The organism is Streptomyces sp. NBC_00554, from assembly GCF_041431135.1.
Taxonomy (GTDB): domain Bacteria; phylum Actinomycetota; class Actinomycetes; order Streptomycetales; family Streptomycetaceae; genus Streptomyces.
Genome location: NZ_CP107799.1, coordinates 1,522,507 through 1,544,676, shown reverse-complemented (window position 1 = coordinate 1,544,676; position 22,170 = coordinate 1,522,507). Strand labels below are relative to the sequence as shown.

The window sequence follows — 22,170 nt, the reverse complement described above, 5'->3', positions numbered from 1 at the left end:
CGCAATGCTCCGTTATCTCCTGCGCCGGCTCCTGGGCGCGTTCGCGATTCTGCTGGTGGTCGTCGGTGTGACGTACTTCCTGTTCTTCGCGGCGCCCCGGGACCCTGCCCGGCTCGCCTGCGGCACGGTCTGCCCCGAGACCACGCTGAACCAGATCCGCCACGGCATGGGGCTCGACCTGCCCGTGTACGAGCAGTTCTGGATCTACCTCTCGGGCCTCTTCGCCGGCCGGACGATCGGCGGCAAGGCCTGCGAGGCGCCGTGCCTCGGCTACAGCTACTTCAAGCATGAACCGGTGCTCGACATCCTGGCCCAGAAGTTCCCCGCCACGGTCTCGCTCGTGGTCGGGGCGGCGGTCTTCTTCCTGCTCCTGGGGGTGGGTGCGGGGCTGCTCGCGGCCGCCCGGCGCGGCACGAGGACCGACCGGCTGGTGTCCGGCTTCGCGCTGATCGGCGCGGCCGTGCAGATCTACTTCATCGGCCTGGTCGCCCAGTACTTCCTCGTGGACAAGTACAAGATCCTCGACCGGCCCGGCTACACCTCGCTGTTCGAGGACCCGGGAGCCTGGGCGGGCGGACTGCTGCTCGCCTGGCTGGTCCTCGCGATCGTCTACACGGCCTCCTACGCCCGCTACTCCCGCGCCTCGATGATCGAGGCGCTGAACGAGGACGCGGTCCGCACCGCCCGTGCCAAGGGCCTGGCCGGACGGGTGGTCTTCTTCAAGTACGCGGGCCGCGCCGCCGTCACCCCGATCGTCACCCTCTTCGGGCTCGACCTGGGCCACCTCCTCGGCGGCGCGATGATCACGGAGACCACCTTCAACATCCCCGGCATAGGCAAGGCCGCCGTCGACGCGGTCACCCAGAACGACCTGCCGATCATGATGGGCGTCACGCTGATCGCCGCCACGCTGATGGTGCTCTTCACCCTGATCGTCGATCTCCTGTACGCCGTCATCGACCCCCGGGTGCGCATCGCATGAGCCTCATCCATGTAGAGGACCTGAGGGTCCGGTTCGCCACCGAGGACGGCATCGTGAAGGCCGTCGACGGGCTGAGCTTCGACGTCGAACGCGGCCGCACGCTCGGCATCGTCGGCGAGTCCGGCTCCGGCAAGTCCGTCACCAACCTGGCGATCCTGGGTCTGCACAACCGTGCCAAGACCACCGTAGAGGGGTCCATCACCCTCGACGGACAGGAACTCACCACCGCCTCCGAGAAGGAACTGGAGAAGCTGCGCGGCCGCAAAATGGCCATGATCTTCCAGGATCCGCTGACCGCCCTGTCGCCCTACTACACGATCGGCGAACAACTCGCGGACGCCTACCGCAAGCACACCGGCGCCTCCCGGAAGGCAGCCGCGGCCAGGGCGGTCGAGATGCTGGACCGCGTCGGCATCCCACAGCCGGACCTGCGCGCGGAGTCGTATCCGCACCAGTACTCGGGCGGTATGCGCCAGCGCGCGATGATCGCCATGGCCCTGATGTGCGACCCGGAGCTTCTGATCGCCGACGAGCCGACCACCGCACTCGACGTGACCGTGCAGGCACAGATCCTCGACCTGCTCACCGACCTCCAGAAGGAGTTCGGCACGGCGATCATCCTCATCACCCACGACCTGGGCGTGGTCGCGCAGACCGCGCACGACGTGATGGTGATGTACGGCGGGCGCTGCGTGGAGAAGGGCACGGTCACCGAAGTACTGACCGCGCCCCGACACCCGTACACCTGGGGCCTGCTGGGCTCCATGCCGACGCTCGACGGCGACCCGGACGCGGACCTCACACCGATCGAGGGCACCCCGCCCTCGCTGCTCGATCCACCGACGGGGTGCGCCTTCCACCCGCGGTGCGCCTTCGTCGACCGGATCGGCGAGAAGTGCCTCGCCGAACGGCCCGCACCGACCGGGGGCGCGCACTCCGCAGCCTGCCACATCGAGCCGGGGCGGCGCCGCGAGATCTTCCTCCAGGACGTCCTGCCACGACTGCAGGGGAGCACCACATGAACGACACCCCCCTCCTCGAAGTCGAGGACCTGAAACAGCACTTCCCCCTCAAAGGCGGCGGACTCTTCGGCGGTACCTCGGGCCACGTCCGGGCCGTCGACGGCGTCGGATTCACCGTGCGCGAGGGCGAATCCCTGGGCCTGGTGGGCGAGTCGGGCTGCGGCAAGTCCACCACGGGACAGATGATCGCCCGGCTGCTCGAACCCACCGGCGGCACCGTCCGCTACCGGGGCCGGGACATCACCCACGCCTCGCGCAAGCAGCTCGCGCCCATCCGGTCGGAGATCCAGATGGTCTTCCAGGATCCCTACTCGTCCCTCAATCCGCGCCAGACCGTCGGCTCGATCGTCTCGGCGCCGATGGAGGTCAACGGGGTCGAGCCGCCCGGCGGCCGGCAGGCGCGCGTCCAGGAACTCCTGGAGACGGTCGGCCTCAACCCGGAGCACTACAACCGCTTCCCGCACGAGTTCTCCGGGGGCCAGCGCCAGCGCATCGGCATCGCCCGCGCTCTCGCGCTCAGCCCGAAGCTGATCGTGGCGGACGAGCCGGTGTCGGCCCTGGACGTGTCCATCCAGGCCCAGGTGGTCAACCTGCTGCGCAGACTCCAGCGCGAGCAGGGGATCGCCTTCCTCTTCATCGCCCACGACCTGGCGATCGTGCGCAACTTCTCGCACCGGGTCGCGGTCATGTACCTCGGCAGGATCGTCGAGATCGCCGACCGGGACGAGCTGTACGGGAATCCGCATCACCCTTACACCCACGCCCTGTTGAGTGCCGTACCCGAGCACGACCCGCGCAGGCTCGGGCAGCGCGAGCGCATCCGGCTCACCGGCGATGTGCCGAGCCCGGCGAACCCGCCCTCCGGCTGCCGCTTCCGCACCCGCTGCTGGAAGGCGCAGGACGTCTGCGCGAGCGAGGAGCCTCCGCTGGCGCCCATAGCCGACGGCCATTTGACGGCATGTCACTTCCCGGAGGCCCGGGGCGACGACGGCCGGCTGCCGTCCGTGGTGTCCATTGCCTCCGCGTCCCCGGCCGGTTCGGCCGGGGGCTCCTGATTCCCGCTCCTTTCCCTGTTCCCAATTCCCTGAAGGAGGAAGTCCGTTGAGCAAACACAAGCGTGCCCGCAGACCCCTGGCCGCGGTCGCCGCCGTACTGGCCGTCGCCGCCTCGACCGTCACGGTTTCGGTGTACGCCTACGGTGACGAGCAGACGTCGGCCGCCGCGATCGGTGGGCACGACGACGAAGAGCACGACCTGCTCAGCGACAAGGAGCTGACGCTCCGCGAGAACCGGGTCGCGGCGGTCGACAAGGTGTTGCAGGGCGAGGCGACCGCGGAGACCAAGGGCGCCTCGAAGCGGATCGAGTACGCAGAAGGCAAGTACTCGGAGACCAGTCGCACCACGGACCGGGTCTTCGTGCTGCCGGTGGAGTTCGGCGACACCGTCGACACCACGTATGGCGGCCTCGCCGGCCCCTCGCACAACGAGATCGCCGAACCCGACCGGAGCGTGGACACCTCCACGGTGTGGACCGAGGACTACAGCCCCGCCTACTACCAACGGCAGCTGTTCGGCACGGCGAGCGCCAAGACCGGCGACACGCTCAAGTCGTACTACCTGCGGCAGTCGAGCGGCGCCTACGAGCTCACCGGCACCGTCCAGGAGTGGACCAGGGTCGACTACTCGATCTCGCACTACGGCACCGATGCCTGCAAGAAGAACGGCGCCTCGATCTCCACGTACTACTGCAACGAGCAGCTCACCACGGACGGCCTCAACGCCTGGTACGAGGGCCGGCTCGCGGCGGGGCAGACCAAGTCGGAGATCGACAAGTACCTTGCCTCCTACGACAAGTGGGACCGCGACGACTTCGACGCCGACGGGATCTTCAACGAACCCGACGGCTACCTCGACCGCGTGATGATCACGTTCGCGGGGGAGTCCCAGACCAACGGCGGCGGTGTGAACGGCACCAACGCCATCGGCGCGCACCGGGGTACCGTCAGCTACCTCCAGGACGACGCCGACACGCTCGGCCCGGACAACGGCAACCTGGCCGGCGGCAGCGAGGTCGGCGACTCCGGCATCTGGGCCAACGACTACACGATGACCAACGAGAACCGGGGACTTGGCACCATCGCCCACGAGTACGGCCACGACCTGGGCCTGCCCGACCTGTACGACACCTCCGGCGGAGAGAACTCCACGGGCTTCTGGACGGTGATGTCCAACGGCTCGCTGCTCACGGACGATGAGCAACTGTCCGCCCACCCGGGCGACTTGGGCGCCTGGAGCAAGCTGCAGCTCGGCTGGCTGGACTACGAGACCGCCCAGGCCGCCACCGCGTCCACCCACACCCTGAACGCGCTGTCCGTCGACAGTTCGGTCAAGGGCGCCGAAGCCCTCGTGGTCAGTCTGCCCGACGACGCCAACGGCAAGGCCCGCTACTACATCGTCGAGAACCGCCAGTACGTCGGCGACGACCGCTACCTCAAGAACGGTCCCTACAACCTGGGTTGGGCCTCCACCTACCCGAAGAAGAAGGAGCGTCTGTCGTACGAGGAGGGGGTGATGATCTGGTACTGGAACACCGCCTACGCCAACAACAGGACGAAGACGAACGCCGGTTACGGCCGGATCCTCCCCCTGGACTCCCACGCGGAGCCCGCCCTCGACACGACCGGAGCGGTCGTCCGCAACCGCCTCCAGTCCTACGACGCGCCCTTCGGCCTCAAGGACACGACCGCCCTCACCTTCCATCTGGGCGGAGTCGAGGCGACGATCCCCTCGCACGAGGGCGTCGCGGTCTTCGACGACATCAACGGCACCTACCACTACGACACCGCGCCCTACGGCTCCAGCTACGACGCCGACTCCGGCACCACCGTCACGGTGAAGCAGGAGTACGGCGACGGCCGAGTGAAGATCGCGGTGGGTGCCTCGGAATAGCTCCTGGACGACCAGTCGGCCAGGCCCCCGGCCCCGGACACACCGGCGCGCCGGGGGCTGCCGCAGGCTCGCCGCGCCCACTCCGCGGCATCCTCCACGACAGGGAAGCAGCACCGATGACCAGTGACAACATCACCCGCCTCAACTTCGCCCCACAGGTCCGGCTGACCGGTGAGGGACTCGTCCTGCGGGAGTGGGCCGACGCCGATCTGCCCGTCATGGCCGAGCTGTTCGACGACCGGGACATCGCGTACTGGACCCCGCTGGTCTCACCCTTCGACGCGGCCGCGGCCCGCGCCTATCTGGCCAGAGCCCGGCAGGCCCGCGCCGACGGCACAGGCCTGCGACTGGCCATCACCGCCGACGGCGCCCTGCCGTTGGGCGAGGTCCTCATCTTCCGCAAGAGCGCCGACGACCCCGCCGTAAGCCTTGGTTACACGGTCGGGTCCGCCCACCGCGGTCAGCGCCTGGGCTCCCGGGCCCTGAAGCTCCTGACGCACTACGCGCACCACGAACTCGGCCTGCCCCGGGTGACGCTGGGCATCGCGACGGAGAACGCCGCCAGCATCGCGGTCGCCCGCTCCGCCGGCTACCGCCCCACGGACGAGCCGCCGCTCGACGTCGTGACGAAGGGACGCCCCCAGGCCATTCGGACCTGGGCACACGACTGCCGGGACTGAATGGAAGACTGTGTTCCGACGCGGGCGACGGGCCGAGGTCGGCGTAAAGCGCGGCTGAGAAGTCGCACTTTACGCAAGCCGTTTGCATATCTTGCGCTATTCTTGCGCGCATGACGCGACGACTTGCTCAGGTGGCGAAGAAGGTCGGGGTCAGCGAGGCCACGGTCAGCCGGGTGCTCAACGGCAAGCCCGGAGTCTCCGATTCCACTCGGCAGGCGGTTCTCTCCGCGCTGGACGTGCTCGGCTACGAGAGGCCCACGCAGCTGCGCGGTGAACGCGCCCGCCTCGTCGGCCTCGTGCTGCCCGAGCTGCAGAACCCGATCTTCCCGGCGTTCGCCGAAGTGATCGGCGGCGCGCTCGCCCAGCTCGGACTCACCCCGGTGCTGTGCACACAGACCAAGGGCGGCGTCTCCGAGGCGGACTACGTGGAGCTGCTGCTCCAACAGCAGGTCTCCGGCGTGGTGTTCGCGGGCGGTCTGTACGCGCAGGCGGACGCGCCGCACGACCACTACCGGCAGCTCGCCGACCGCAACATCCCGGTGGTGCTGGTGAACGCGGCCATCGAGCACCTCGGGTTCCCCTGTGTCTCCTGCGACGACGCCGTTGCCGTCGAACAGGCCTGGCGCCACCTGGACTCGCTCGGCCACGAGCGCATCGGTCTCGTCCTCGGCCCCGGCGACCACATGCCCTCGGGGCGCAAGCTCGCGGCGGCCCGCGTGCTCGCCCCCGACCTGCCCGACGAGCACGTCGCCCGGGCCATGTTCTCCCTGGAGGGCGGCCAGGCCGCGGCCACCCGGCTGCTCGACCGGGGCGTCACCGGCATCATCTGCGCCAGCGACCCCCTTGCCCTCGGCGCCGTACGGGCCGCCCGCCGCAAGGGACTCACCGTCCCCGGCGAGGTCTCCGTGGTCGGCTACGACGACTCGGCGTTCATGAACTGCACCGAGCCGCCGCTGACCACCGTGCGCCAGCCCATCGAGGCCATGGGGCGCGCGGCCGTCGAGCTGCTCAATGCTCAGATCGGCGGCAGCAGTGTCACCGCCGAAGAACTGCTGTTCGAGCCGGAGTTGGTGGTGCGTGGTTCGACAGCGCAAGCGCCGCGCCACTGAGCAACAGGTGACTGTCAAATAATTCCATATTCTGCGCGACATCTTGCGGACCGATGTCGTCGGTGCTTGAGTGTGCGGCGCCCACCGCTCCAGGCCACGGGTTGCCAAAAGGGTTCCACCCGCTCCTGCCCAAAGGGGTCCACCGATGAGAAGCACCGGGTTCCGCCGTACCTTCATCACGCTCATGGCGTGTTCTTTCGCGCTCACCGCCACCGCTTGCGGTTCGGGCGACGACGACGCGGCCGACGGCAAGACCAGCATCACCGTCAACTGCATGCCGCCCAAGAGCGCCAAGGTCGACCGCTCGTTCTTCGAGGCGGACATCAAGGCCTTCGAGAAGGCCAACCCGACCATCGACGTCGTCGCGCATGACGCGTTCCCGTGTCAGGACCCCAAGACGTTCGACGCCAAGCTGGCCGGCGGCCAGATGGAGGACGTCTTCTACACCTACTTCACCGATGCCAAGCATGTCGTGGACATCAACCAGGCCGCGGACATCACGAGTTACGTCAAGGACCTCAAGAGCTACGACACCATCCAGCAGCAGTTGCGCGACATCTACACCGTCGACGGCAAGATCTACGGCGTCCCGCGCACCGGTTACTCGATGGGCCTGATCTACAACAAGAAGCTGTTCAAGGACGCGGGCCTCGACCCCGAGAAGCCCCCGGCCACCTGGGAGGAGCTGCGCACGGCCGCCAAGGCGATAGCCGGGCTCGGCAACGGCACCGTCGGATACGCCGACTACAGCGCCCAGAACCAGGGCGGCTGGCACTTCACCGCCGAGCTCTACTCGCAGGGCGGCGACGTCGTCAGCGAGGACGGCAAGAAGGCCAACGTCGACACCCCCGAGGGCAAGGCCGTCCTGCAGAACCTCAAGGACATGCGCTGGACCGACAACTCCATGGGCACCAAGCAGCTCCTCATCCTCAATGACGTCCAGCAGATGATGGGCTCTGGGAAGCTCGGCATGTACCTCTCCGCGCCGGACAACATCCCGATCCTGGTCAAGGAGAAGGGCGGCAACTACAACGACCTCGCCCTCGCGCCCATGCCCGGCGGCAACGGCACGCTCGTCGGCGGCGACGGCTACATGTTCAACAAGAAGGCGACGCCGGAGCAGATCAAGGCGGGCCTGAAGTGGCTCGACTCGATGTTCCTCACCCCCGGCGACGGCTTCCTCGGTGACTACGCCCGCGCCAAGCAGAACGACGCGCCCGTCGGCCTGCCCGAGCCCCGCCTGTTCACCGGCGCGGCCGACGAGAAGGACCAGCAGGTCAAGGAAGCCAACGCCAACGTCCCGGTGGAGAACTACCAGGCCTTCCTCGACGGCAACCAGAGCCTGGACATGAAGATCGAGCCCCCGCAGGCCCAGCAGATCTACTCCGTCCTGGACGGCGCCGTCTCCGCGGTGCTCACCAAGAAGGACGCCGACATCGACAAGCTCCTGAGCGACGCGTCCGGCAAGATCGACTCCATTCTGGCCCGGGGCTGACACCGTTCATGAAGACCGCATCGAAGCCCGCGGTGCCTCCACCGACGACTGTACGGCCGGTGGAGGCACCCAGGCCCGGACCTCAACGGCCGCCGCTGCGGCGGCGCCTGGCCGACCAGTCCCGCGCGTACGCCTTCCTCGTCGGCGGCCTGCTCTGCTTCGCGCTGTTCTCGTGGTACCCGGCGATCCGCGCGGTCGTGATCGCCTTCCAGAAGTACACGCCGGGGGCGGAGGCGGAGTGGGTCGGCACCGAGAACTTCACCCGCGTCTTCCACGACCCGGAGTTCACGGCAGCCTGGCGCAACACCCTGACCTTCACGCTCCTCGCCCTGCTCATCGGCTTCGCCGTCCCCTTCGTGATGGCGCTGGTGCTGAACGAACTCCGGCACGCGAAGGCCTTCTTCAGAGTCGTGGTCTATCTGCCGGTGATGATCCCGCCGGTGGTCAGCGCCCTGCTCTGGAAGTGGTTCTACGATCCCGGAGCGGGCCTGGCGAACGAGGCGCTGCGCTTCCTGCACCTGCCCACCTCGAACTGGTCCAACGGCGCCGACACCGCCCTCGTATCGCTGGTCATCGTCGCCACCTGGGCCAACCTCGGCGGCACCGTCCTCATCTACCTGGCCGCGCTGCAGAGCATCCCCGGTGAGCTGTACGAGGCTGCCGAGCTGGACGGCGCGAACATCTGGCAGCGCGTCCGCCATGTGACGATCCCGCAGACCCGCTTCATCATCCTGATGCTGATGCTGCTGCAGATCATCGCCACCATGCAGATCTTCACGGAACCGTTCGTCATCACGGGCGGCGGCCCGGAGAACTCGACCGTGACGGTCCTGTACCTGATCTACAAGTACGCCTTCCTCTACAACGACTTCGGCGGAGCCTGCGCCCTGAGCGTCATGCTCCTCGTCCTGCTCAGCGCCTTCTCGGCGCTCTATCTGAAGCTGACCAGCTCCGGAGGTGAGGACTCATGAGCACCCGCACGCTCGTCTCACCGCTCACCCTGGCCCGCCGCCGAGGCAAGACCCTCTACTGGACGGTCTTCTCGGGCATCGTCCTGCTCTTCGCGCTCGCCTTCCTCTTCCCCGTCTACTGGATGGTCACCGGCGCCATGAAGTCGCCGGATGAGGTCACCCGCACACCCCCGACGCTCGTCCCCGACAAGTGGAGCCTCACCGGCTACACCGACGCCTGGGACCTGATGGACCTGCCCACCCACCTCTGGAACACGGTGGTGCAGGCCACCGGCGCCTGGATCCTTCAACTCGTGTTCTGCACGGCCGCCGCGTATGCCCTGTCCAGGCTGAAGCCCGCCTTCGGAAAGATCATCCTCGGCGGCATCCTCGCCACCCTGATGGTCCCGGCGCAGGCACTGGTCGTCCCGAAGTACCTGACCGTCGCCGACCTCCCGCTGATCCACACCAGCCTGCTCAACGACCCGCTCGGCATCTGGCTGCCCGCCGTGGCCAACGCCTTCAACCTCTACCTCCTCAAGCGCTTCTTCGACCAGATCCCGCGCGATGTCCTGGAGGCCGCCGAGATCGACGGCGCCGGACGGCTGCGCACCCTCTGGTCGATCGTGCTGCCCATGTCCAGGCCGGTCCTGGGAGTCGTGTCGATCTTCGCCCTTGTCGCCGTCTGGCAGGACTTCCTCTGGCCGCTGATGGTCTTCTCCGACACCGACAAACAGCCCATCAGCGTGGCCCTCGTCCAGCTGTCCCAGAACATCCCGCTGACCGTGCTGCTCGCCTCGATGGTGATCGCGAGCATCCCCATGGTGGCGATGTTCCTGGTGTTCCAGCGGCACATCATCGCCGGGATCAGCGCGGGCAGCACGAAGGGCTGACCCCCACCCCTTCCAGAGCTTCACAGAAAGGTAGGCACCGTGGGACAGCATTCCCCTGCCCGCACTCAGGGCGAATGGTGGCGCTCCGCCGTCATCTACCAGGTGTACGTCCGCAGCTTCGCGGACGGCGACGGCGACGGCACCGGCGACCTCGCGGGCGTCCGCGCCAAACTCCCCTACCTCGCCGAACTCGGCGTGGACGCCCTGTGGTTCAACCCCTGGTACCTGTCACCCATGGCCGACGGCGGATACGACGTCGCCGACTACCGCGCCATCGACCCGGCCTTCGGAACCCTCGCCGAGGCGGAGAAACTCATCGCCGAAGCGCGGGAGCTGGGCATCCGCACCCTCGTCGACATCGTGCCCAACCACGTCTCCGACCAGCACGCATGGTTCCGCGCCGCCCTCGCGGCCGGCCCTGGCAGCCCGGAGCGCGAGCTGTTCCACTTCCGCCCAGGACGCGGCGAACACGGCGAACTCCCGCCCAACGACTGGCCGTCCCAGTTCGCGGGCTCCACCGAACCCGTCTGGACCCGGCTGCCCGACGGCGACTGGTACCTCCACCTGTTCACGCCCGAGCAGCCCGACCTCAACTGGGCGCACCCGGCCGTCCGGCAGGAGCACGAGGACGTCCTGCGCTTCTGGTTCGAGCGGGGCGTGGCCGGCGTCCGCATCGACTCGGCCGCGCTGCCCGCGAAGGACCCGGACCTCCCCGACTTCGTCGAGGGCCGCGACCCGCACCCCTTCGTCGACCGCGACGAACTCCACGACATCTACCGCTCCTGGCGTGCGGTCGCCGACGCCTACGACGGCATCTTCGTGGGCGAGGTCTGGCTCCCGGACACCGAGCGCTTCGCCCGCTACCTCCGCCCGGACGAACTGCACACCGCCTTCAACTTCTCCTTCCTGTCCTGCCCTTGGGACGCCGGACGGCTGCGTACGTCGATCGACGAGACCCTCGCCGAGCACGCCCCGGTCGGCGCGCCCGCCACCTGGGTCCTGTGCAACCACGACGTGACACGCACGGTCACCCGCTACGGCCGCACCGACACCGGCTTCGACTTCGCCACCAAGGCCTTCGGCACCCCCAGCGACCTCGCCCTGGGCACCCGGCGCGCCCGCGCCGCCGCCCTGCTCTCACTCGCCCTGCCCGGCGCCGTCTACGTCTACCAGGGCGAGGAACTCGGCCTGCCCGAGGCGGAGATACCGCGCGAGAGCATCCAGGACCCGATGCACTTCCGCTCCGGCGGCACCGACCCGGGCCGGGACGGGTGCAGGGTTCCACTGCCGTGGACCGCCGACGCGCCCCACGCCGGCTTCGGCGGTGAGCCCTGGCTTCCGCAACCCGCGGACTGGCCGGCGTACGCGGCCGACCACCAGGCAGCCGACCCCGCCTCGATGCTGGCCCTCTACCGCGCGGCGCTCCGCATCCGTCGCACGGAGCCCGGCTTCGGCGACGGCCCGCTGACCTGGCTGCCCACCCCCGAAGGTGTTCTCGCCTTCGCCCGCACGGACGGCACGCTCTGCGTGGTCAACCTCTCCGACACCCCCACCGAACTCCCCGGCCACACCCAACTCCTCCTCACGAGCGGCCCCTTGGACGCCGAAGGCCACCTCCCCCAGGACACGGCGGCCTGGCTGCGCGCCTGACGCCGCAGCCCGGCCGCCGTTCCACCCCGCTATCCCGCAACCCCACGATGAAAGGGATCAGCACATGCCAAGAGCTGACAGGAGCATGCCAAAAACAGCAATCGCAGCGGTGACCGTCGCCCTCGCCGCCGGCATGCTCAGCGCCACCACGGCCCACTCCGCGGTCGCCGCCGCGGGCGCCACCCTCCCCTTCACCTCCGTCGAGGCCGAGACCGCCACCTCCACGGGCACGAGGATCGGCCCCGACTACACCCAGGCCACGCTTGCCTCGGAGGCCTCCGGACGGCAGGCCGTACGGCTGACCGCGGGCCAGCGTGTCGAGTTCACCGTCCCCCGAGCGGCCAACGCGGTGAACGTCTCCTACAGCGTCCCGGACGGCCAGTCCGGCACCCTCGACGTCTACGTGAACGGCGTCAAGCTCGCCAAGACCCTCGCCGTCACCTCCAAGTACTCCTACGTCGACACCTCCTGGATCGCCGGCGCCAGGACCCACCACTTCTACGACAACGCCCGGCTGCTCCTCGGCCAGAACGTGCAGGCCGGCGACAAGGTCGCCTTCCAGGCCACCGCCGCCCAAGTCACCGTGGACGTGGCCGACTTCGAGCAGGTCGCCGCTGCCGCCGCCAGACCCGCGGGTTCGGTGTCCGTCACGGACAGGGGCGCGGACCCCACAGGCCAGGGCGATTCGACGCAGGCCTTCCGGGACGCGATCTCCGCCGCACAAGGGGGAGTCGTATGGATCCCGCCGGGCGACTACCGCATCACCTCCTCGCTCAGCGGCGTCCAGAACGTCACCCTCCAGGGCGCGGGCAGCTGGTACTCCGTCGTACACACCTCGCGCTTCATCGACCAGAGCAGCTCCTCCGGAAGCGTCCGGCTCAGGGACTTCGCGGTCATCGGCGAGGTCACCGAGCGCGTCGACTCCAACCCGGACAACTTCGTCAACGGCTCCCTGGGCCCGAACTCCACGGTCTCCGGAATGTGGATCCAGCACCTCAAGGTCGGCCTCTGGCTGACGGGAAACAATGACAACCTTGTCGTCGAGAACAACCGCATCCTCGACACCACCGCCGACGGCCTCAACCTCAACGGCAACGCGCACGGCGTCCGCGTCCGCAACAACTTCCTGCGCAACCAGGGCGACGACTCGCTCGCCATGTGGTCGCTCAACTCGCCCGACACCAACAGCAGCTTCGAGAACAACACCATCTCGCAGCCGAACCTGGCCAACGGCATCGCGATCTACGGCGGCACCGACATCGCGGTGCGGAACAACCTGGTCTCCGACACCAACGCGCTCGGCAGCGGCATCGCGATCTCCAACCAGAAGTTCCTCGACCCCTTCCACCCGCTGGCCGGCACCATCACGGTCGACGGCAACACGCTCGTGCGCTCCGGTGCGATGAACCCCAACTGGGGCCACCCGATGGGGGCGTTGCGGGTCGACTCGTACGACAGCGCGATCAATGCCACGGTCAACATCACCAACACCACGATCACCGACAGCCCGTACAGCGCCTTCGAGTTCGTGTCGGGCGGCGGGCGCGGCTACCCGACGAGCAACGTGAACGTGACCGGCGCGACGGTCAGCAGGGTCGGCACCGTCGTCGTCCAGGCCGAGACGCAGGGCGCGGCGAGGTTCAGCAACGTCCAAGCCACCGGTGTGGGCGCGGCGGGCGTCTACAACTGCCCCTACCCGAGCGGTACTTTCACCCTCACCAACGGCGGCGGCAACTCCGGCTGGGACACCACCTGGTCCAACTGCTCCGCCTGGCCCCAGCCCGGCTCCGGAAACCCGAACCCCGACCCGACCACCAACCTCACCAAGGGCCGCCCCGCCACGGCCACCGGCTCGGTGGACGTCTACACACCCGGCAAAGCCGTCGACGGCGACGCCAACACCTACTGGGAGTCCACCAACAACGCCTTCCCGCAGGCCCTGACGGTCGACCTCGGATCGACCCAGGCCGCGCGCCGGGTCGTTCTGAAACTCCCGCCCGCCGCGGCCTGGGGCGCGCGCACGCAGACCATGTCCGTGCAGGGCAGCACGGACGGCTCCTCGTACTCGACCGTCGTCGCCTCGGCGGGCTACCGCTTCGACCCGGCCACCGGGAACACGGTCACCGTGTCCCTGCCCGGCGGAACGAACCTGCGCTACCTGAGGGTGAGCGTCACCGGCAACACGGGCTGGCCGGCTGCCCAGTTCAGTGAGGTGGAGGCGTATCTTTCGTGAGATCCAGGGGTGTCCCGCGCTTGGCCGCCTGGATCTGCTCGTACACATGGGTCCGCAGTTCGGCGAAGCGCGGGGCGACCCGGGTGTGCAACTGGTCCCGCTCGTCGGGGAGATCGACCTTCAGCTGCTCCTGTACGACGGTGGGGGAGGCGGAGAGGATCAGCACCCGCTCGCCCAGGTAGACGGCCTCGTCGATGTCGTGGGTGACGAACAGGATGGTGATCCCGCGCTCCCGCCACAGCCTGCGCACCAGGTCTTCCAGATCGGCGCGCGTCTGTGCGTCCACCGCCGCGAACGGCTCGTCCATCAGCAGCACATCGGGTTCGTACGCGAGCGCGCGGGCGATGGCGACGCGCTGCTGCATACCGCCGGAGAGCTGCCAGGGGTACGCCCCCGCGGCGTCCGTGAGCCCGACCGACTCCAGTGCGTCGGCGACCAGCTCCCGGCGCCGCGTCTTGCTCAATGCCTTCTGTCTCAGCGGGAGTTCGACGTTCTCGCCGACCCGCATCCAGGGAAACAGGCTGCGCCCGTACTCCTGGAACACGAAAGCCATCCCGGGCGGCGGCCCGCTGACCCGTTGGCCGCCGAGGAGCACTTCACCGGCGGTAGGGGTGAGCAGTCCGCCCATGCATTTCAGGAGCGTGGTCTTGCCGCACCCCGACGGGCCCACCAGACAGACGAGTTCACCCGCCTCCACCGTGAAGGTGAGGTCCCGTACCGCCTCCACCCGGCGCCCGGATCCCTCGTAGACCTTGTTCAGGCCGCGTACGTCGAGCATGGACCGCCCTTTCGCGAGTTTCACGGGGACCGCCGGGAGGAAGCGCGCCGACCGTGGTACCAGCCGAGCACCCGGCGCTCGACCAGCTGGAAGACCACGGAGAGAAAGAATCCGAGCAGGCCCAGGACGAGGATTCCGGTCCACATGTCGGGGATCGCGAAGCCTCGTTGGAACTGGACGATGCTGAAGCCGAGGCCGTCGCTGGCTCCGAACATCTCGCTGATGACCATCAGGATGATGCCGATGGACAGCGCCTGCCGCAGACCCGCGAAGATCTGCGGGCTCGCCGCACGCAGGACCACGTACCGCAGCCGGGCGACCCCCGTGATGCCGTACGAACGTGCCGTCTCGGCCATCACGGAGTCGACCGCCCGCACGCCCTCGACGGTGTTGAGCAGGATCGGCCAGACGCAGCCGATCGCAATGACGATGATCTTCATGGTGTGGCCGATGCCCGCGAACAGCATGATGACCGGGATGAGTACGGGCGGCGGTACCGCGCGCAGGAATTCCAGGACCGGCTCGCAGAAGGCCCGGACCCGCCGGTAGGAGCCGATGACCGTGCCCACCGCCACGCCGACGACCGCCGCCGACGTGTAGCCGGCGAGGAGCCGCAGCACGCTGGGCAGGACGTCGGCGCGCAGCCGTTCGCCCGTCCAGACGTCGGGGAAGGTCTTGAGGATCGTGCGCAGGGGTGGCCAGAAGACGTCGGTGCTGCCGTCGGACGCGAGCCACCAGACCGTGACGAGCAGCGCGGGCAGTGCGACGACGTAGAGCGACCGCAGAAGTATGTGCCTCACACCGCCACCTCCCCGCGCACCGACTGGTGCCAGGCCAGCACCCGCCGCTCCACCGTGCGGGCACCCACATTGATCAGCAGGCCGAGGAGACCGGTGACGACCAGCAGGGCGTACATCTCCGGGACCGCCTGAGAGGCCTGGGCGATCCCGATGTTCTTACCCAACCCCGGTGCTCCGATGACCAGTTCGGCGGTCACGGTGAGGATGAGGGCGACCGCGGCGGCCAGCCGGACGCCTGTCATGACGTACGGGAGGGCCGTTGGCCAGAGCACATGCCGGGTCCGTGCCCAGGTGCCGAGACCGTACGAGCGTGCCGTCTCGTCCGCCACCGGGTCGACGTCCTGGACGCCGTACAGGACCTGGATGAGGATCTGCCAGAACGAGGCGTACACGACGAGGAGGAGGACGGAGCGGAGTTCGGTGCCGTAGAGGAGGACGGCGAGGGGGATCAGGGCGACGGAGGGGATCGGGCGGAGGAACTCGATGGTGGAGGCGGTGGCCTCGCGCAGATGGGGTACGACCGAGATCACGACGCCCGCCAGGATTCCGGCGGTCACCGCGATCGCCAGGCCCAGGGCCCAGCCGGTCAGGGTGTCCCCGAGCGCCGTCCAGAACACCTCGTCCTTCAGCTCCCGCCAGAGCGCTTCGGCGATGCGGCTGGTGGGCGGGAAGTAGTCCTCTTTGACAAGACCGAGCCGCGGCACCGCCTCGCCCAGAGCGAGGAAGGCCGCGAGCCCGGCCGCACCCAGTGCGGCGTTCAGTCCCTTCACGGAAGCAGCTTGTCCAGGTCGGGGGTCGTCTTGAACAGCCCGTCCTCCTCGCCCAGCTTCATCAGCGCCTCGATCGAGGCACGGTTCGGCTCGGCCGGCCACTTCGGCAGGACCACGTTCGCCAGCACCGCCGCGGGGATCTTCGTGTACGTGGTGACGATCTCCCGGGCCTCGTCCGGGTGGGAGTCGGCGTAGGCGAGGGACTCCGCGGTGGCCTCCTGGAACTTCTTCACCAGCTCGGGGTTCTGCTGCTCGTACTGGGTCGACGTGAAGTACATGGCGACCGTGAGGTCCTTCGCGACGTCGACCAGCGACGAGGCGATCTCGACGGCACCCTGGCTCTTCACGGTGGCGAGCGCCGGCTCGACGACCATGGCGGCGTCGATCTGGCCGCCGTCGAGGGCGGCGGGCATCTGGTCGAAGGCCAGCTCCACGAACTTCACCTTGGACGGATCGCCGCCCGCCTTGCGCACCGACTCGCGCACCGCGGTCTCGTTGATGTTCTTGAGGGTGTTGACGGCGACCTTCTTGCCCTCCAGGTCCTTCGCGGACTTGATGGGGCTGTCCTTCTTCACCGTGAGGGCGCCGAAGTCCTTGCCGTCCACGCCCGTTGAGGCGATTCCGTTGGCGACGGCCTTCACGGGCACGTTCTGGGACTGGGCGATCATCAGCGAGGTCATGTTGGAGAACCCGAACTGGAACTGGCCGCTGACCACGCCGGGCACGATCGCCGCGCCGCCCTGAGCGGTCGTCATTTCGAGCTTCAGGCCCCGCTTGCTGTAGAAGCCCTGCTTCTGGCCCAGGTAGATGGGCGCGACATCGACGATGGGGATGATCCCCACCTTGACCGTGGTGGTCCCGCCACCGGACGACGAACTCTTGTCCGACGACCCGGAGTCGGACGAACCGCAGGCCGATGCGGCCACCATCAAGGATCCGACCGCGAGACCGGCAAGCAGACGACGCATTACTCCTCCTGTGCAGACGAGAGTGTTCCGACAGGCTGTGCGCACACCGCACAATAGTGCTCAGCGGGAAACTAGGACCCCGTTTCGACGGGGTCAATCCTTTTCGCTGACAATATTGTTGACAGTTACCGAAATGCGTCCTGGAGTGCGCAGAAGGCGCACTCCGTGCGTCCATCTGGAGGCGACGATGCCTGCAGCAGCCCGCGCGCCCCATTTTGTCCGGTCCTTCGAACGGGGCCTCGCCGTCATCCGTGCATTCGACGCGGACCACCCGGAGTTGACGCTCAGTCAGGTGGCTCGGACCTGCGACATGACCCGCGCGGCGGCCCGCCGCTTCCTGCTGACGCTCCTCGACCTCGGATATGTGCACACCGACGGCCGGATGTTCCGGCTCACCCCGCGTGTGCTGGAGCTCGGCTACTCCTACCTCTCCGGCTTCACCCTGCCCGACCTCGCTGAACCCCATCTGGAGCAACTCGTCGCGCAGGTACGGGAGTCGTCCTCGCTCTGCGTCCTGGACGGCGACGACATCGTGTACGTGGCGCGTGTCCCCACCAGCCGCATCATGACCGCGACTATCACCGTCGGCACCCGCTTCCCGGCCCATGTGACCTCCGTGGGACGGGTGATGCTCGCCCATCTGCCGGACGAGGAGATCGACGCCCGGCTCGCCCGCGCCGAACTGCGGCCCCTGACGGCACGCACGATCGTCTCGGCCGAGTCGCTCAAGGCGGAGCTCCTGCGGGTACGGCGCCAGGGGTACGCCATCGTCGACCAGGAACTGGAGGAGGGGCTGCGCTCGGTCGCCGCCCCGGTGCGGGACCGGGACGGCGAGGTCGTGGCGGCCGTGAACATCCCGGTGCACGCCAGCCGCAACTCCATGGACTCCGTGCGCCGCGACCTGTTGCCCCACCTGCTCGCCACCGTGGCCCGTATCGAGGCGGACCTCAAGGTCACAGGTCCAGCACGAGCCGCCTCTCCAGACAGCGAGAGACGCAGATGAGCATCGTCTCGCCGGCCGCCCGCTCCTCGTCGCTGAGCACCGAGTCCCGGTGGTCCGGGGTCCCTTCGAGGACGTCCGTCTCGCAGGTCCCGCAGGTGCCCTCGGTGCAGGAGTAGAGCACCTCCACGCCCGCGGCCCGCACGGTGTCGAGGACGGAGACATCGGCGGGGACGGTCAGGGTGCGCCCGCTCCGCGACAGCACCACCTCGAACTCCCGGTCCGGGCCGCTCTCCTGGACCTTCGGCTGGAAGCGCTCGACATGCAGGAGCCCGGCGGGACACCGCTTCTCGACCGCGTCCAGGAGCGGGCCGGGTCCGCAGCAGTAGACCAGGGCGTCAGGAGCGTCCAGGGGAGCCAGATCCAGCAGCCCGGTCTCGTCCTGCGGGGCGATGGTCACCCTGTCCCCGTAGCGGCCCAACTCCTCGGTGAACGCCATGGATTCGCGCGTACGCCCGCCGTACAGCAGCGTCCACTCCGCGCCCGCCGCCTCGGCCGCGGCGAGCATCGGCAGGATGGGGGTGATGCCGATGCCGCCCGCGACGAACCGGTAACGCGGGGCGTCCTGGAGAGCGAAGTGATTGCGCGGGCCGCGCACCCGCACCTTGTCGCCCTCGCTCAACTCCTCGTGCACGTACGACGATCCACCGCGCCCGTCCGGCTCGCGCAGCACCGCGATCCGCCATGAACGCCGGTCGGCCGGATCACCGCACAGCGAGTACTGCCGCTCAAGCTCCGGCCCGAGCGCCACGTCGATATGGGCGCCCGGCTGCCAGCCGGGGAGTTCCTCGCCGAGCGGGTGGCGGAGGGTGAGGGCGAGTACGCCGTCGGCGGCGAACTCCCTCTGCTCGACGACGAGTTCGGCCTCGTACAAGGTCATTGTGCCTGTCCTCGTGGCTCGTGGCCTTCGGGGTGGCCGAGCATCCACTCCCACATCTCGATCGGGTCCTGGGCGGCGTGCTCGGCACCGCAGTGACAGGTGCCGTGCAGGATGTCCGTGCCCGGCACCCAGTCGATGCGGTAGATCTCGCCGGTCGGGCTCGTCACAGCACCTTCTCCATCGGCTTGTCGCCCTCCTCGACAAGGCGGGCGAGGATACGGCGGGCGGCCAGGCCGCCGGTGTCGATGTTGATGCTGAGCTCCTGGTAGCCGCCGCGCTCCGAACCCAGCGTCTTCTGCAGCAGGTTGAGCGCGTCCACGTCCTGCATGACGACGGTGTGGTTGTTGCTCCGCAGGAACTCGGTGACCTCGGTGTCGTCCGTGGCCCAGTCGCGCGAGACCGCCCAGAAGTCGTACACCTTGCCGTCCGAGGAGGGCGTGATGGCGTAGGTGATCTCGGTGTGGAAGCCGTTCGGGTCGCTGCCGTCCGCCTCGGGCAGCACACCGGCCGGTGCGATGCGGCTGTGCAGGAGGTAGAGACACGGGGCGTGGTACTCGATGTCCTGCCAGCGGGTGATCCGGCCCTCGATGCCGGTCGAACGGGCGTAGAACGGCGGGCACTCGGCGTCGGCCATGTGCCGGCTGACCCGCACGATCCCCGCGCCCTCGTCGACCTCGGTGGTGATCGGTGTCTCGGCGACCTCGGGGCTGCCGATGTAGCCGCCGTGCAGATACGTCTCGTGCGAGAGGTCGAGCAGGTTGTCCACGAGCAGCCCGTAGTCGGCGTCGATCGGCTCCATGCCGCGGACCGTGAGCCAGTCGGGGGAGTCGAGGTGGCGGGCGCGCGGGATGGCCTCCGGGTCGGCGAGCGCCGGGTCACCGATCCAGACCCAGATCAGGGAGTCCTGCTCGACCAGCGGGTAGGAGGCGACGCGGGCGGTGCGCGGTATGCGTTTCTGCCCCGGCACGTACACGCACGCGCCCGTCGTGTCGTACGTGAACCCGTGGTAGCCGCACACGATCCGGTCGCCGTCGAGCCGGCTCTCCGAGAGCGGGAACCGGCGGTGCACACAGCGGTCGGACAGGGCGACGGCCGTCCCGTCGTCCTCGGTCCGGTAGAACACGAGCGGTTCCCCGAGGATCGTCCGACCGAGCAGCTCGCGCCCCACCTCGTGCGAGTAGGCGGCGACGTACCACTGGTTCCTGGCGAAGGAGGTCATGTGAGGCATGGCGTTCCCGTCCCTGAGAGCGGGGCCTCGTCGCCCCGCTGGGCACCAGGTTCGTGACGGGCACCACAGGTCGGCAAGGCTGCTTCCGTCAGACGGAAGGCTTGGCCGGTGTGGATCGCGGCCCCAGGACCAGGTACCGGAGAACGGTGGGCGGCAGAACGGGAGTTGAGCGAAGTGCTGCCCCGCTACCTGCGCAAGCTCTACCGTGGAAGGAGCGCACAACACCGGATACCGGGATGTGCTGGGCAGCCGCCGGGGGGAACGTATGCCGCTCACCAGTGCCAGTCTCACGCCCTTGCCGAAATACCGTACGGACCTTGTCACACGCCGGCTGTGCGCCACGGTCCATCTCGACGAGGTCCTCGCGCGGGCGGTGTGGGAGGAGTACGTGGAGGACGGGCTGCAGGCGGTGGCGCTGCCGCAGGGGATCAATCTGGTCGCCCTGGTACGGCATACGCAGCAGGCCATCGCCCGGTGGCGGCACCGGGACCAGGCGCTGGCCGTCGCGGCGATCGTGCTGCCGGCGGCGACGGCACTGGCGCTGTGGCAGGTCGTCGCAGGTAACCAGGGCATGGCCGCGGTCTCGGCCGCAGTGGCCGTCGTAACGCTGGTGGCCGCCTGGTGGGTGGCCCACGGGGCCGAGTTGGGGGCACGGCGCGCGGCGCTGGTACTGGGGCGGGAGGGAGCCCCCGCGATGGACCTGGCGCCGCCGCTCGGCCCGGAGGTGGAGCAGCGGCTGGAGTCCATGAAGCGGGCGAACTTCGTCGCGTACAACGCCAAGGTGGAGCGGATCAATCCCTTCGTGGGGAGCGGCTGGCGGATCACCGAGTCGGTCTGGGACGCGGTCGACGTGAGCCGTCCGGCCAAGGACGACCAGGGCCGGGACAAGCAGATCATTCCGTTCGACGCCGCCGATCTGCACCACTACCTGGCCGTCGAGATGCCCAAGATCGTGGGCCTCGAGACACTCCACGCCCGCAATCGCCTGTACGTCCGCGGGCTGCACGTGTCGTACCTGGGGAAGGACGTGCTGCCGGACGCGACCCGCCCGCCGGTCGTCGTCGTGCCCAAGCAACTGGTGAAGAGCGGGACGGTGCAGACGGGCGCGGGCGCGGAGACGTATCTCTGTCTGCGCATGCTGGGACCGGGCGGACGTGTGGTGGTGACCATGCATCTGCGGGCCCATCTGCTGATGCCCCGTCTGACGTGGGAGGTCACCGCGTATGTGATCCCGCCGCTGTCCGAGCGTTTCGACGCGGTGGAGTACCTGCCGACCGGCCCCGTACGGCTGTGGTGGCACACCGTCCGCACGGTCAACCGTGGCTTCCGGCACACACTGTTCGGCGCTCTGGGGCGACTGAACGGGGAGGGTGCGCGGATGCGCCGCAAGGCGCGCCTGCTGAGCCAGATCCGCAAGGAGATCCGCAAGGGCCGGACGGACTGGGACTACGGCGCGGAGAACGGGCTGCGCGAGGCCGTCGCGGACTGGGACCGCATGGGGTACATCGAACGGCGGGACACCTCGCACTACTTCAAGCGGCTGGAGCAGGGTGTGCTCCTGGCGACCGGGGCCTTCCTCAGGGCACACAACGTCGACACCTCCGACTTCGAGGAGACCGAGAAGCGGATCGTCAACGCGCAGACCTACAACTTCGCGGGCCCGATCACCGGCCCCGCGCAGTTCGGCAACCACCTTCAGCAGGTCAACCACCAGCAGCACACACCCCCGCCCGGTCCCGCGCAGGGCGGCGGAGGCCAGCAAGGCCCGCCCGGCCGTCCGTGA

General features: G+C 68.7%; 20 protein-coding genes. 13 read left to right on the top strand and 7 right to left on the bottom strand.

Going from position 1 to position 22,170, the window contains the following annotated elements:
* Positions 1-4 precede the first annotated feature (4 nt).
* The 11 genes from OG266_RS06960 to OG266_RS06910 all read left to right on the top strand — a co-directional run bounded on the left by OG266_RS06960 (position 5) and on the right by OG266_RS06910 (position 13,963).
* Positions 5-982 (top strand): ABC transporter permease, encoded by a 978-nt coding sequence (locus tag OG266_RS06960; RefSeq protein ID WP_371543828.1) that lies wholly within the window; start codon positions 5-7, stop codon positions 980-982.
* Complete coding sequence (locus OG266_RS06955) at positions 979-2,004, top strand: ABC transporter ATP-binding protein (protein ID WP_371543826.1); 1,026 nt, start codon at positions 979-981, stop codon at positions 2,002-2,004. Before OG266_RS06960 ends, OG266_RS06955 begins: the two co-directional genes overlap by 4 nt.
* A complete protein-coding gene (locus tag OG266_RS06950; RefSeq protein WP_371543824.1) occupies positions 2,001-3,059 on the top strand; it encodes an ABC transporter ATP-binding protein in 1,059 nt (352 codons plus the stop codon). Before OG266_RS06955 ends, OG266_RS06950 begins: the two co-directional genes overlap by 4 nt.
* 46 nt (positions 3,060-3,105) lie before the next feature.
* Positions 3,106-4,953, top strand: a complete 1,848-nt coding sequence (locus OG266_RS06945; RefSeq protein WP_371543823.1) for an immune inhibitor A domain-containing protein — start codon at positions 3,106-3,108, stop codon at positions 4,951-4,953.
* Positions 4,954-5,069: 116 nt separating this feature from the next.
* On the top strand, positions 5,070-5,633 hold the full coding sequence (locus OG266_RS06940) for a GNAT family N-acetyltransferase (protein WP_371543821.1): 564 nt from the start codon (positions 5,070-5,072) through the stop codon (positions 5,631-5,633).
* 110 nt (positions 5,634-5,743) lie between these two features.
* A complete protein-coding gene (locus OG266_RS06935; protein ID WP_266473024.1) occupies positions 5,744-6,742 on the top strand; it encodes a LacI family DNA-binding transcriptional regulator in 999 nt (332 codons plus the stop codon).
* A gap of 145 nt (positions 6,743-6,887) precedes the next feature.
* The gene (locus tag OG266_RS06930) at positions 6,888-8,237 is read left to right on the top strand and encodes an ABC transporter substrate-binding protein (RefSeq protein ID WP_371543819.1); all 1,350 of its coding nucleotides are present in this window, start codon (positions 6,888-6,890) and stop codon (positions 8,235-8,237) included.
* 8 nt (positions 8,238-8,245) lie between these two features.
* Positions 8,246-9,208, top strand: a complete 963-nt coding sequence (locus OG266_RS06925) for a carbohydrate ABC transporter permease (protein ID WP_371543818.1) — start codon at positions 8,246-8,248, stop codon at positions 9,206-9,208.
* Positions 9,205-10,080, top strand: a complete 876-nt coding sequence (locus tag OG266_RS06920; protein WP_266473020.1) for a carbohydrate ABC transporter permease — start codon at positions 9,205-9,207, stop codon at positions 10,078-10,080. Before OG266_RS06925 ends, OG266_RS06920 begins: the two co-directional genes overlap by 4 nt.
* A 39-nt stretch (positions 10,081-10,119) precedes the next feature.
* Positions 10,120-11,730 (top strand): glycoside hydrolase family 13 protein, encoded by a 1,611-nt coding sequence (locus OG266_RS06915; RefSeq protein WP_371543817.1) that lies wholly within the window; start codon positions 10,120-10,122, stop codon positions 11,728-11,730.
* Between the two features lie 85 nt (positions 11,731-11,815).
* A complete protein-coding gene (locus OG266_RS06910) occupies positions 11,816-13,963 on the top strand; it encodes a discoidin domain-containing protein (protein WP_371543815.1) in 2,148 nt (715 codons plus the stop codon).
* On the opposite strand, the gene OG266_RS06905 is transcribed toward OG266_RS06910, so the two are convergent.
* From OG266_RS06905 to OG266_RS06890, 4 genes are read right to left on the bottom strand one after another with little or no spacing between them, the layout of a single operon-like run.
* Positions 13,935-14,741, bottom strand: a complete 807-nt coding sequence (locus tag OG266_RS06905) for an ABC transporter ATP-binding protein (RefSeq protein WP_371543814.1) — start codon at positions 14,739-14,741, stop codon at positions 13,935-13,937. The two genes, OG266_RS06910 and OG266_RS06905, sit on opposite strands and share 29 nt — an antisense overlap.
* 20 nt (positions 14,742-14,761) lie before the next feature.
* Positions 14,762-15,541: an ABC transporter permease gene (locus tag OG266_RS06900; RefSeq protein ID WP_371543812.1), complete on the bottom strand. Its 780-nt coding sequence runs from the start codon at positions 15,539-15,541 to the stop codon at positions 14,762-14,764.
* Positions 15,538-16,311: an ABC transporter permease gene (locus OG266_RS06895; RefSeq protein WP_371543811.1), complete on the bottom strand. Its 774-nt coding sequence runs from the start codon at positions 16,309-16,311 to the stop codon at positions 15,538-15,540. Before OG266_RS06895 ends, OG266_RS06900 begins: the two co-directional genes overlap by 4 nt.
* On the bottom strand, positions 16,308-17,279 hold the full coding sequence (locus OG266_RS06890; RefSeq protein ID WP_266473013.1) for an ABC transporter substrate-binding protein: 972 nt from the start codon (positions 17,277-17,279) through the stop codon (positions 16,308-16,310). Before OG266_RS06890 ends, OG266_RS06895 begins: the two co-directional genes overlap by 4 nt.
* 187 nt (positions 17,280-17,466) lie before the next feature.
* Between OG266_RS06890 and OG266_RS06885 the strand changes: the two genes are divergently transcribed.
* Positions 17,467-18,282 carry an IclR family transcriptional regulator C-terminal domain-containing protein gene (locus OG266_RS06885; protein WP_266473011.1) on the top strand — a complete coding sequence of 272 codons (816 nt, stop codon included), beginning with the start codon at positions 17,467-17,469 and terminating at the stop codon, positions 18,280-18,282.
* Here the strand turns inward: OG266_RS06885 and OG266_RS06880 are convergent.
* From OG266_RS06880 to OG266_RS06870, 3 genes are read right to left on the bottom strand one after another with little or no spacing between them, the layout of a single operon-like run.
* Entirely contained in the window at positions 18,233-19,159 is a 927-nt protein-coding gene (locus OG266_RS06880) for a 2Fe-2S iron-sulfur cluster-binding protein (RefSeq protein ID WP_371543810.1), read from the bottom strand. The two genes, OG266_RS06885 and OG266_RS06880, sit on opposite strands and share 50 nt — an antisense overlap.
* Positions 19,156-19,326 (bottom strand): hypothetical protein, encoded by a 171-nt coding sequence (locus OG266_RS06875; RefSeq protein WP_329544403.1) that lies wholly within the window; start codon positions 19,324-19,326, stop codon positions 19,156-19,158. Before OG266_RS06875 ends, OG266_RS06880 begins: the two co-directional genes overlap by 4 nt.
* Complete coding sequence (locus OG266_RS06870; protein WP_371543809.1) at positions 19,323-20,387, bottom strand: Rieske 2Fe-2S domain-containing protein; 1,065 nt, start codon at positions 20,385-20,387, stop codon at positions 19,323-19,325. Before OG266_RS06870 ends, OG266_RS06875 begins: the two co-directional genes overlap by 4 nt.
* 295 nt (positions 20,388-20,682) lie before the next feature.
* Between OG266_RS06870 and OG266_RS06865 the strand changes: the two genes are divergently transcribed.
* Positions 20,683-22,170 carry a hypothetical protein gene (locus OG266_RS06865; RefSeq protein ID WP_371543808.1) on the top strand — a complete coding sequence of 496 codons (1,488 nt, stop codon included), beginning with the start codon at positions 20,683-20,685 and terminating at the stop codon, positions 22,168-22,170.